This is a genomic window from Bacillus sp. hwrm1 (assembly GCF_040207805.1).
GTDB lineage: Bacteria > Bacillota > Bacilli > Bacillales > Bacillaceae > Bacillus > Bacillus velezensis.
The window spans coordinates 2,437,060-2,449,000 of the sequence record NZ_CP157943.1 but is presented as its reverse complement, the minus strand read 5'-3'; the positions used below and the strand labels follow the sequence as shown (position 1 = coordinate 2,449,000).

Below are 11,941 nucleotides of genomic sequence, written 5' to 3'. Positions count from 1 at the left end.
AAAGCCTTGGCGAATCTTTCGCGGCTTTTCAGGCAGTATAGGGGACACTACTTGTGTTCCCTATTTTTAAAACTATATTTACAAACCTTTTTTTCTCTTGCATAATAGGAAACGGCAATGTTTACACTTGGAGGTTATTATGGGAAAACCAAAATACAATCGTATCGTTTTAAAGCTTAGCGGAGAAGCATTGGCAGGAGAGCAGGGAAACGGCATTAATCCGACTGTCATCCAATCCATCGCTAAACAGGTAAAAGAAATCGCTGAGCTTGACGTCGAAGTGGCCGTAGTCGTAGGCGGCGGCAACTTATGGCGCGGAAAAACGGGCAGTGACTTAGGAATGGACCGTGCGACGGCCGATTATATGGGCATGCTTGCTACTGTCATGAACTCACTTGCCCTGCAGGACAGCCTGGAAACGCTCGGAATTCAGTCCAGAGTGCAGACATCAATTGAAATGCGTCAGGTCGCTGAGCCTTACATCAGAAGAAAAGCCATCCGCCACCTGGAGAAAAAACGCGTTGTTATTTTTGCCGCGGGAACAGGAAACCCTTATTTCTCTACGGACACAACCGCAGCGCTGCGTGCCGCTGAAATCGAAGCGGACGTGATCTTAATGGCGAAAAATAATGTCGACGGTGTGTATAATGCTGATCCGAGAAAAGATGAGTCAGCCGTTAAATACGAAAAATTATCTTATCTCGATGTGTTAAAAGACGGGCTGGAAGTCATGGATTCTACGGCTTCTTCACTATGTATGGATAATGATATTCCGCTGATCGTCTTTTCTATTATGGAAGAAGGAAATATTAAGCGTGCCGTAATCGGCGAATCAATCGGAACGATCGTAAGGGGGAAATAACGTTGTCAAACGAAGTATTAACACAAACAAAAGAACGCATGGAAAAAGCGGTTGCCGCTTATTCACGTGAATTGGCGTCAGTCCGCGCAGGACGTGCCAACCCATCTCTATTGGATAAAGTGACAGTAGAATACTACGGTGCCCAAACACCTTTAAACCAGCTGTCTTCCATCAATGTGCCTGAAGCGCGTATGCTTGTTGTCACACCGTATGACAAAACGGCAATCGGCGATATTGAAAAAGCGATTTTGAAAGCTGATCTTGGCGTAACGCCGACAAGTGACGGCACAATTATCCGCATCGCGATCCCGGCTCTGACGGAAGAAAGACGTAAAGAACTTGTCAAAGTTGTGAAAAAATACGCGGAAGAAGCGAAAGTAGCAGTCCGTAATGTCCGCCGTGACAGCAACGATGACCTCAAAAAACTTGAGAAAAACGGAGACATTACAGAAGACGAGCTTCGTGCTTCCAGTGAAGACGTTCAAAAGCTGACAGATGAATATGTGTCAAAAATTGACAGCGTCACGAAGGACAAAGAAAAAGAAATCATGGAAGTTTAATGAAAAACTATGTACAATAGATAATGTGAAAAGACCCTCTCATGTTTACAGGGGGTTTTTTTGTTAATACTGTTGATTACATTGATCATCAGCAACGCAACCTTTTTGGGTGACGGAGGAATCTCATGCTCAACATACTCAAAAATTGGAAGAATCAGCAGAATGCGGCTTCCAACTTAGAACGGTATACAAAAGAAGACATACTGAAGGGTGAAATTCCCGCACACATTGCCATTATTATGGACGGAAACGGACGCTGGGCGAAGAAGCGCTCACTCCCTCGGATTGCAGGACATCATGAAGGAATGAAAGTGGTAAAAAGGGTGACAAAGCTCGCAAGTCAGCTCGGCGTTAAAGTTCTGACTCTTTATGCGTTTTCAACGGAGAACTGGAAGCGCCCGAAGATGGAAGTCGACTTTTTGATGAAGCTTCCGGAAGAGTTCCTGAATACGTATCTTCCTGAATTAATAGAGGAAAATGTACAGGTGAAAATTATCGGAGATGAATCCGCGCTCCCTTCTCATACGTACAGGGCGATTGAGAAGGCCGTAAAAGATACAGAACAAAATGACGGGCTGATTCTCAATTTCGCTTTGAACTACGGCGGACGCACGGAAATCGTCAATGCGGCAAAAGCACTGGCTGAACAGGTGAAAAGCGGCACGCTGAATATCGAAGACATTGATGAAGCGCTCTTTTCCGGGCATTTAATGACAGAATCAATCCAGGACCCGGAGCTGCTCATCAGAACGAGCGGAGAAATCAGATTGAGCAACTTTATGCTTTGGCAGGTGGCTTACAGTGAATTTGTTTTTACAGATGTCCTGTGGCCCGATTTTAAAGAAGATCACTTTCTGCAGGCAGTGGGAGAATTTCAGCAGCGGGGCCGGAGGTTTGGCGGAATTTAGAGGATGGTGGAAATGAAACAAAGATTGTTAACAGGTGTTCTGGCAGCGGCACTATTTTTATTTTTGGTTATTTTCGGAGGATTGCCGTTCACCGTATTTGTTTACGTGATGGGAAGTATAGCGCTTTTTGAGCTTTTGCGGATGAAAAAGCTCAGATTTTTTTCTTTTCCGGGTCTGATCAGCCTCTTGTTGTTATGGCTGTATATGATGCCGGACAAGTATCATTTTTTCGATGCGAAAATGGAAGTAACGATTTTCGCCGTATTGATTCTGCTCAGCTATACGGTGCTCGTGAAAAACACTTTTACGTTTGACGAAGTCGGGTTTATCGTTCTCGCGACGGTATATATCGGACTGTGTTTTCATTATTTTATTGAAATCAGAAACATTGAAACAAACGGGCTTTTGTATATCTTTTATGCCTGCGTTGTCATATGGTCAACGGACTCAGGCGCATATTTCGTCGGAAAGTCGCTCGGGAAGCGGAAGCTGTGGCCCGAAATCAGTCCCAACAAAACGGTGGAAGGGTTTCTCGGCGGTATTGTCATCGCCCTTATTTTTACGGCTGTTTTTCAGCTGTTTGCGCACCTTCCGATTTCATACCCGGTTCTTTTGGTCATCACGCTTGTTTTGTCTGTGTTCGGACAGATCGGGGATTTGGTTGAATCAGCGCTTAAGCGGCACTATGATGTGAAGGATTCGGGAAAAATCCTTCCCGGGCACGGCGGCATTTTAGATCGATTTGACAGCTTTTTGTTTGTCATGCCGTTCTTATACTTTCTGCTTGCGCTTTTTTCATGAGAAAGGCTAATATGAAAATAAGACCGATCTGGACGCATAGAATGGGAGTGGCATTTTGAAGAATATTTGTCTTTTAGGAGCAACAGGATCAATAGGGGAGCAGACGTTAGACGTATTGCGCATGCATCAAGATCAGTTCCGTCTCGTCTCGATGACTTTCGGTAAAAACGCCGAGAAAGCGATCCCGTTGATCAGAACGTTTCAGCCGAAATATGTAGCAGTCGGCGACATGGATACATACCAAAAAGTGAAAGAAGCGTCTTTTTCTCATGAATGTCAAATCGGCATCGGAGAAGAAGGCCTGATTGAAGCGGCAGTCATGGACGAAGTCGATATCGTGGTCAATGCGCTGCTTGGAAGCGTCGGTTTAATCCCGACTTTGAAAGCGATTGAACAGAAAAAAACAATTGCGCTTGCAAATAAGGAAACTCTCGTCACTGCCGGGCATATAGTGAAAGGACACGCAAAACGATACGGCGTTCCTCTTCTTCCGGTCGACAGCGAACATTCCGCTATTTTCCAGGCGCTGCAAGGCGAACAGAGCAAAAATATCGAGCGCCTGATCATTACGGCATCCGGCGGCAGTTTCAGAGATAAAACGCGGCAGGAGCTTGAGTCTGTAACGATTGCCGACGCCCTTAACCACCCGAACTGGTCGATGGGCGCAAAAATTACGATTGACTCGGCTACAATGATGAATAAAGGACTTGAAGTCATTGAGGCGCATTGGCTGTTTGACATTCCGTATGAACAGATTGACGTTGTATTACATAAGGAGAGCATCATTCATTCGATGGTTGAATTTCACGACAGAAGCGTCATCGCCCAGCTCGGAAATCCGGACATGAGGGTGCCGATTCAATATGCGCTGACATATCCGGACCGTCTGCCTCTGCCTGAAACTAAAAGGCTTGAATTATGGGAGATCGGAAACCTCCATTTTGCGAAAGCTGACTTTGAAAGGTTCCGCTGCTTACAATTTGCCTTTGAATCAGGTAAAATAGGGGGAACGATGCCGACGGTTTTAAATGCGGCCAACGAAGAAGCCGTTGCCGCTTTTCTTGCCGGACGGATTTCATTCTTATCGATTGAGGACCTGATTGAACAAGCATTGGACCGCCACAGCGTAATTCAGGATCCGAGTCTTGCGGATATCCAAGAAGTGGACAAAGACACCCGGGGATACGTTAATTCAATACTCACATAAGGTGGTATGTTCGTGAATACAGTTATCGCGTTTATTATTATTTTCGGAACGCTCGTTTTTTTCCATGAGCTCGGGCATTTATTGCTCGCCCAAAGAGCGGGAATCCTTTGCCGTGAATTTGCGATCGGCTTCGGCCCTAAAATCTTTTCATTTAAAAAGAATGAAACCGTGTATACGATCAGACTCCTTCCGGTCGGCGGGTTCGTCCGCATGGCCGGTGAAGACCCGGAGATGATCGAAGTCAAACCCGGTTATACCGTCGGGCTTCTTTTTAATAAAGATGACGAAGTGGAAAAAGTCATCATTAATCAAAAAGAAAAATATCCCGACGCTTTAATGATCGAGGTGGAGACGGCTGATCTTGAGCACGAAATGAAGATTACCGGGTACGAGCAGGGGAAAGAAGATGAACTGGCGGGCTTTACTGTCAGTCAGACCTCCTTTTTTATCGTAGACGGAGAAGAAGTGCAGATTGCGCCTTACAATCGACAATTCGGGTCTAAACCCGTATGGAAGCGGATTAAGGCGATTGCTGCCGGTCCGATAATGAACTTCATCTTAGCGTATGTCATTCTCGTCATGCTTGGATTCATTCAAGGCGTGCCTTCGAATCAGCCTGAGCTCGGGAAGCTGACAGACAATGGACGCGCAGCGGCTGCCGGTTTAAAAGAAGGCGACTATATCCAGAGCATTAACGGTGAAAAAATGAGGTCATGGACAGACATCGTGACAGCGGTAAAAGAAAATCCCGGAAAAAAAATCGATGTCGCCGTCAAACGGGACGGCAAATCGTTTCATATCTCGGTTACACCTGAAGCTGTAAAAGATGAAAATAAAAAAACAATCGGCCGCTTCGGCTCTTATGCGCCGACTGAAAAAGGCGCGCTTGCAGCGATCGCCTATGGCGCGACATCTACCGTTGATGTCACAAAAGCGATTCTGACCAATCTGAGCAAACTTGTGACAGGCCAGTTTAAGCTTGATATGCTTTCGGGTCCTGTCGGCATTTATGATATGACGGATCAAGTTGCAAAAACCGGTATTATCAACCTATTCCAGTTTGCGGCGTTTTTAAGCATCAACCTGGGAATTGTCAACCTGCTGCCGATACCGGCGCTTGACGGCGGGCGGCTGCTGTTTTTATTCATTGAAGCAATCCGCGGCAAGCCGATAAACCGTGACAAGGAAGCATTTGTCGTATTTATCGGCGTAGCTTTCTTAATGCTTCTTATGCTGGTTGTCACATGGAACGATATCCAGCGTTTATTCTTATAATTGACTAGTAAAAAATCAGAGGTGCGAAGACATGAGACAAAGTTTGACGCTTATTCCGACCCTGAGAGAAGTGCCGGCTGATGCTGAAGCAAAAAGCCATAAGCTTCTGCTGAGAGCGGGATTTATCAGACAAAATACGAGCGGGGTTTACAGCTACATGCCCCTGGCTTACAGGGTCATTCAAAACATTCAGAAGATCGTGCGTGAAGAAATGGAAAAAATCAACGCGGTGGAAATGCTGATGCCGGCCCTTCAGCAGGCTGAAACATGGCAGGAATCGGGCAGGTGGTATACGTACGGCCCTGAATTAATGCGTCTGAAAGACCGCCACGGCCGTGAATTTGCTTTAGGCGCGACACATGAAGAAGTCATTACTTCTCTCGTGCGCGATGAGGTGAAATCTTATAAGCGTCTGCCGCTCACTCTTTACCAGATCCAGTCTAAATTCAGAGATGAAAAACGCCCGCGTTTCGGCTTATTGCGCGGACGCGAATTCATCATGAAAGATGCGTATTCTTTCCATGCTTCTGAAGAAAGTCTGGAGGAAACATACCAAAACATGTACGGCGCATACAGCAGCATTTTCGCACGCTGTGAATTAAACGTCCGTCCCGTTATTGCCGACTCGGGCGCGATGGGCGGAAAAGACACGCATGAATTTATGGCTCTTTCTGAAATAGGGGAAGATACCATCGCTTATTCCGATGGATCCTCTTACGCAGCCAATACGGAAATGGCGGAAGTTGTCATGAACAGCGAGCCGTCAGATGAAACACCCGAGGCATTGGAGAAAATTGATACGCCGAATGTCAAAAGCATTGAAGAGCTCGCTTCGTTCTTGCAGATCGAGCCGAGCGCCTGCATCAAATCAATGCTGTTTAAAGCGGATGACCGATTTGTTCTCGTGTTAGTAAGAGGCGATCATGAGGTCAATGACGTGAAAGTGAAAAACCTTCTGAACGCGGAAGTGGTTGAGCTTGCGTCTCATGAAGAAGTAGCCGAGAAACTTGGCACGGAGCCGGGATTTGCGGGGCCGATCGGCGCTGCCGGCGACATTGAGATTTATGCCGACCAAGCCGTGAAAGTAATGGTAAACGCCGTTTGCGGCGCGAATGAAAAAGACCGTCATTACCGAAACGTAAACATCGAACGTGACGCGTCTGTAAAAGCATACGCCGATCTTCGAATCATTCAGGAAGGCGATCCGTCACCTGACGGAAAAGGCACGATCCGTTTCGCTGAAGGGATTGAGGTCGGACAAGTCTTTAAACTAGGCACGCGTTACTCTGAAGCGATGAATGCGACATACCTCGATGAAAACGGGCGTGCGCAGCCGATGCTGATGGGATGTTACGGAATCGGCGTGTCCAGAACGCTTTCAGCCATCGCTGAACAGCATCACGACGAAAAAGGCTTGATCTGGCCGAAAAGCGTTGCTCCGTATGACCTTCATATTTTGGCGCTGAATATGAAAAACGAAGCGCAAAAAGAGCTTGCTGAACAGCTTTACGGCAAATTCCAGGCGGAAGGTTATGAGGTATTATACGATGACCGCGCTGAACGCGCAGGCGTGAAGTTTGCTGATTCTGATCTGATCGGCCTTCCGATCCGCATCACTGTCGGAAAACGTGCCGATGAAGGCATCGTAGAAGTGAAAATCCGCAAAACCGGTGAATCTGCCGAAGTTTCAGTGGATGAGCTTTCTGAATTTATCAAGACGAAGTAATCACCATAACGAATCATACAAAATCATGTTAAAATAGAGAAAAAAGAAGGTACCTCAACACCTGCGGAGGTACCTTCACTTATGATGTTTTAAGGGAGGGATACTGTCTGAATGGAACAGTTATCAGTAAACAGAAGACAGTTTCAGATTCTTCTGCAGCAGCTTAATATGACAGATGATACCTTCATGACATACTTTGAAGACGGAGAGATTGATAAACTGACAATCCATAAAGCAGAAAAGGTCTGGCATTTCCAATTTCGCTTTAAGGCTCTTCTGCCTTATCAAATATATGACTCATTCATGATGAGGTTAACACAATCGTTTGCTCACATCGCCCGTGTCACATCGTCTGTTCAGGTCATCGACCCTACAGTGACAGAGGAGCTTGTACAGGATTATTGGACACGCTGTATTGAAGAGCTTGAAGGAACCTCGCCGCCGATGGTGGCTCTTTTGAATCAGCAGAAGCCGAAGCTCAAGGGAAACAAACTGATCGTGAAAACAAAAACAGATACAGAAGCATCTGCGCTCAAAAATAAATACAGCGCACTGATTCAGCACAGCTACCGCCAATTCGGCTTTCCGGAACTTCAGCTGGATACCGAAATTTTCGTATCTGACCAAGAAGTCCAGAAATTCCGCGAGCAAAAGCTTGCTGAAGATCAGGAGCGGGCGATGCAAGCGCTTATCGAGATGGAGAAGAAGGAAAAAGAGGGCGATGAGGATCAGGCACCGTCCGGACCGCTTGTCATCGGCTATCAAATTAAAGAGAACGAAGAAATCCGGACGCTAGACAGCATCATGGATGAAGAAAGAAGAATTACGGTGCAGGGGTTTGTGTTTGATGCTGAAACACGCGAGCTGAAAAGCGGACGCACGCTCTGCATTTTCAAAATCACGGACTATACAAACAGCATTTTAGTAAAAATGTTCGCCAGAGAAAAAGAAGACGCCGCTTTGATGAAAACGCTGAAAAAAGGCATGTGGGTGAAGGCGCGGGGAAGCATTCAAAACGATACATTCGTTAGAGACCTCGTTATGATTGCAAATGACGTGAATGAAATAAAAGCCAAAACCCGTGAAGACACCGCTCCTGAAGGCGAAAAACGGGTTGAGCTTCATCTGCATTCTCCGATGAGCCAAATGGATGCTGTAACGGGCATCGGAAAGCTTGTCGAACAGGCGAAAAAATGGGGACATGAAGCGATTGCGTTAACTGATCATGCCGTTGTGCAGTCTTTCCCGGATGCCTATTCCGCCGCGAAAAAACACGGCATTAAAATGATTTACGGAATGGAAGCCAATATCGTAGATGACGGCGTGCCGATCGCATACAATCCAGCTCACCGTCTCCTGGAAGAAGACACATACGTTGTCTTTGACGTTGAAACGACAGGTCTGTCCGCAGTGTATGACACCATCATTGAGCTTGCCGCAGTCAAAATAAGAGGCGGAGAAATTATCGATAAATTCGAAGCGTTTGCCAATCCGCACCATCCGCTGTCAGCAACGACGATAGAGCTTACCGGGATTACGGACGACATGGTCCGCGACGCTCCCGATGTCGTTGACGTCGTCCGGGATTTTAAAGAATGGATCGGCGATGACGTGCTTGTGGCTCATAACGCCAGCTTTGATATGGGATTTTTAAATGTGGCGTACAAGCGTCTTTTGAAAACGGAAAAAGCGAAAAATCCGGTCATTGATACGCTGGAACTCGCGCGTTTCCTGTATCCTGAGTTTAAAAATCACCGCTTAAATACGTTATGTAAGAAGTTTGATATCGAATTAACCCAGCATCACCGAGCGGTTTTTGACGCTGAAGCAACGGGCTACCTGCTGTTGAAAATGCTCAAAGATGCCGCTGAAAAAGACATTTTTTATCATGATCAGCTGAATGAGAATATGGGACAATCCAATGCTTATCAGAGATCAAGACCTTATCACGCTACATTGCTTGCCGTAAATGAGACCGGCCTTAAAAATCTGTTTAAGCTCGTGTCCATTTCTCATATTCAATATTTCTACAGAGTGCCGCGCATTCCGAGGTCGCAGCTTAATAAATACAGAGAAGGTCTGTTAATCGGCTCTGCCTGTGACAGGGGTGAGGTCTTTGAAGGCATGATGCAAAAATCTCCTGAAGAGGTTGAAGATATCGCATCCTTCTATGATTATCTTGAAGTGCAGCCGCCGGAAGTATACAGACACCTTCTGCAGCTTGAGCTCGTCCGGGATGAAAAAGCGCTGAAAGAAATCATCGCCAACATTACGAAGCTCGGAGAAAAATTGAATAAGCCGGTCGTGGCTACGGGAAATGTCCACTATTTAAACGATGAGGATAAAATTTACCGGAAGATCTTAATATCTTCCCAAGGCGGCGCCAACCCGTTAAACAGACACGAACTGCCTAAAGTGCACTTCAGAACGACAGATGAAATGCTGGAGGCTTTCTCCTTCCTCGGTGCGGAAAAAGCGAAAGAAATCGTGGTTGACAATACGCAGAAAGTCGCTTCGATGATCGATGAGATCAAACCGATCAAAGACGATCTGTACACGCCGAAAATTGACGGGGCCGATGAAGAAATCCGTGAAATGAGCTATCAGCGCGCCAGAAGCATTTACGGTGAAGAGCTTCCCGAAATTGTGGAAGCGAGAATAGAAAAAGAATTAAAAAGTATCATCGGTCATGGATTCGCCGTTATTTATCTCATCTCTCATAAGCTTGTAAAACGGTCTCTGGATGACGGTTATCTCGTCGGCTCCCGGGGGTCCGTCGGTTCATCGCTTGTGGCGACCTTAACGGAAATTACTGAAGTGAACCCGCTCGCTCCGCACTACGTGTGCCCGAGCTGCCGATATTCCGAATTCTTTAATGACGGATCAGTCGGTTCCGGTTTTGACCTTCCGGATAAAAGCTGCCCGTCTTGCGGCACCCCTTTGAAAAAGGACGGACATGATATCCCGTTTGAAACGTTCTTAGGCTTTAAAGGTGACAAAGTACCCGATATCGACTTGAACTTCTCAGGTGAGTATCAGCCCCATGCCCATAACTACACGAAAGTATTGTTCGGTGAAGATAACGTGTATCGCGCGGGAACGATCGGCACCGTCGCGGAAAAGACGGCTTACGGATATGTGAAAGGCTATGCGGGCGATCACAACCTACACATGCGCGGCGCGGAGATCGACCGTCTGGTGCAGGGCTGCACCGGCGTTAAGAGAACGACCGGCCAGCACCCGGGGGGGATTATCGTTGTCCCGGATTACATGGATATTTACGATTTTTCACCGATACAATTCCCGGCAGATGCGACGGGGTCTGAATGGAAAACGACTCATTTTGACTTCCACTCCATTCATGACAACCTGCTGAAGCTTGATATATTAGGGCACGATGATCCGACCGTCATCCGGATGCTTCAGGATTTAAGCGGAATTGATCCGAAGACAATTCCGACAGATGATCCGGAAGTTATGAAGATTTTCCAAGGCACAGAATCGCTCGGCGTTACTGAAGAGCAGATCGGCTGTAAAACGGGGACGCTCGGCATTCCTGAATTCGGGACGCGATTTGTGCGGCAGATGCTTGAGGATACGAAGCCGACGACGTTCTCCGAGCTTGTCCAGATTTCCGGGCTTTCTCACGGAACGGACGTATGGCTCGGCAATGCGCAGGAACTGATACACAACAATACGTGTGAACTTAGCGAAGTGATCGGCTGCCGTGATGACATTATGGTTTACTTGATCTATCAGGGCCTTGAGCCTTCACTGGCCTTTAAAATCATGGAATTCGTCCGTAAAGGCAAAGGCCTGACGCCGGAATGGGAAGAAGAAATGAAAAAGAACAATGTGCCGAACTGGTATATTGATTCATGCAAAAAAATCAAATACATGTTCCCGAAAGCCCACGCCGCCGCATACGTGCTGATGGCGGTGCGGATTGCATACTTTAAAGTGCATCACGCGCTTTTATATTATGCTGCGTATTTTACCGTCCGCGCAGATGACTTTGACATTGATACAATGATTAAAGGCTCGACTGCCATCAGAGCGGTGATGGATGATATCAGCTCTAAAGGGCTTGATGCTTCGCCGAAGGAGAAAAACCTCCTTACCGTGTTAGAGCTTGCGCTTGAAATGTGTGAGCGCGGCTATTCCTTCCAGAAGGTCGATCTATACCGTTCGAGCGCTTCGGAATTTATCATTGACGGCAACAGTCTCATCCCGCCGTTCAACTCAATTCCGGGACTCGGAACCAACGCCGCTCTCAATATTGTGAAAGCGCGGAAGGAAGGGGAGTTCCTTTCAAAAGAGGATCTTCAAAAACGCGGAAAAGTGTCAAAAACCATTTTAGAGTATTTAGACCGTCACGGCTGTCTTGAGTCGCTTCCGGACCAAAATCAGCTGTCTCTGTTTTAAGCTTTGTGCACAGCCTCCGAGCGGAGTTTGATTTGCATTAAATATATGGTTATGGTATAGTTTTATTGGAAATGCTAACGATTACCGAGGCAAAGAGTGGGGAAACCCGCTCTTTTGTATTGAACAGGCAATTTTGCCTCGACATGTCCATCGTTTTCTCAATGCCCCTGCTCTTTT

At 46.7% G+C, this 11,941-nt stretch carries 8 protein-coding genes; all 8 read left to right on the top strand.

The features are described from left to right. Positions 1–139: 139 nt before the first annotated feature. The 8 genes from pyrH (at position 140) to ABK447_RS12240 (ending at position 11,764) form a co-directional block, all read left to right on the top strand. A complete protein-coding gene (gene pyrH / locus ABK447_RS12275) occupies positions 140–862 on the top strand; it encodes a UMP kinase (protein ID WP_094031707.1) in 723 nt (240 codons plus the stop codon). A gap of 2 nt (positions 863–864) precedes the next feature. Then, positions 865–1,422: a ribosome recycling factor gene (gene frr, locus ABK447_RS12270; RefSeq protein ID WP_003154212.1), complete on the top strand. Its 558-nt coding sequence runs from the start codon at positions 865–867 to the stop codon at positions 1,420–1,422. Positions 1,423–1,547: 125 nt separating this feature from the next. Continuing rightward, on the top strand, positions 1,548–2,330 hold the full coding sequence (locus ABK447_RS12265; RefSeq protein ID WP_007611457.1) for an isoprenyl transferase: 783 nt from the start codon (positions 1,548–1,550) through the stop codon (positions 2,328–2,330). Between the two features lie 3 nt (positions 2,331–2,333). Then, positions 2,334–3,131 carry a phosphatidate cytidylyltransferase gene (locus tag ABK447_RS12260; RefSeq protein WP_007409796.1) on the top strand — a complete coding sequence of 266 codons (798 nt, stop codon included), beginning with the start codon at positions 2,334–2,336 and terminating at the stop codon, positions 3,129–3,131. A 55-nt stretch (positions 3,132–3,186) separates the two neighbouring features. After that, positions 3,187–4,338 (top strand): 1-deoxy-D-xylulose-5-phosphate reductoisomerase, encoded by a 1,152-nt coding sequence (gene dxr, locus ABK447_RS12255; protein ID WP_197200193.1) that lies wholly within the window; start codon positions 3,187–3,189, stop codon positions 4,336–4,338. Positions 4,339–4,344: 6 nt separating this feature from the next. After that, the gene (gene rseP, locus ABK447_RS12250; protein WP_099566744.1) at positions 4,345–5,613 is read left to right on the top strand and encodes an RIP metalloprotease RseP; all 1,269 of its coding nucleotides are present in this window, start codon (positions 4,345–4,347) and stop codon (positions 5,611–5,613) included. A 31-nt stretch (positions 5,614–5,644) separates the two neighbouring features. Beyond that, positions 5,645–7,339 (top strand): proline--tRNA ligase, encoded by a 1,695-nt coding sequence (gene proS / locus ABK447_RS12245; RefSeq protein WP_003154202.1) that lies wholly within the window; start codon positions 5,645–5,647, stop codon positions 7,337–7,339. 111 nt (positions 7,340–7,450) lie between these two features. Beyond that, the gene (locus ABK447_RS12240; protein ID WP_025284735.1) at positions 7,451–11,764 is read left to right on the top strand and encodes a PolC-type DNA polymerase III; all 4,314 of its coding nucleotides are present in this window, start codon (positions 7,451–7,453) and stop codon (positions 11,762–11,764) included. Positions 11,765–11,941 lie beyond the last annotated feature (177 nt).

What these genes read in the sequence shown, in the direction of transcription:
- pyrH (WP_094031707.1), top strand. Translation starts at nt 140, where the DNA reads ATGGGAAAACCAAAATACAATCGTATCGTTTTAAAGCTTAGCGGAGAA.
- ABK447_RS12265 (WP_007611457.1), top strand. Translation starts at nt 1,548, where the DNA reads ATGCTCAACATACTCAAAAATTGGAAGAATCAGCAGAATGCGGCTTCC.
- ABK447_RS12260 (WP_007409796.1), top strand. Translation starts at nt 2,334, where the DNA reads ATGGTGGAAATGAAACAAAGATTGTTAACAGGTGTTCTGGCAGCGGCA.
- rseP (WP_099566744.1), top strand. Translation starts at nt 4,345, where the DNA reads ATGTTCGTGAATACAGTTATCGCGTTTATTATTATTTTCGGAACGCTC.
- proS (WP_003154202.1), top strand. Translation starts at nt 5,645, where the DNA reads ATGAGACAAAGTTTGACGCTTATTCCGACCCTGAGAGAAGTGCCGGCT.
- ABK447_RS12240 (WP_025284735.1), top strand. Translation starts at nt 7,451, where the DNA reads ATGGAACAGTTATCAGTAAACAGAAGACAGTTTCAGATTCTTCTGCAG.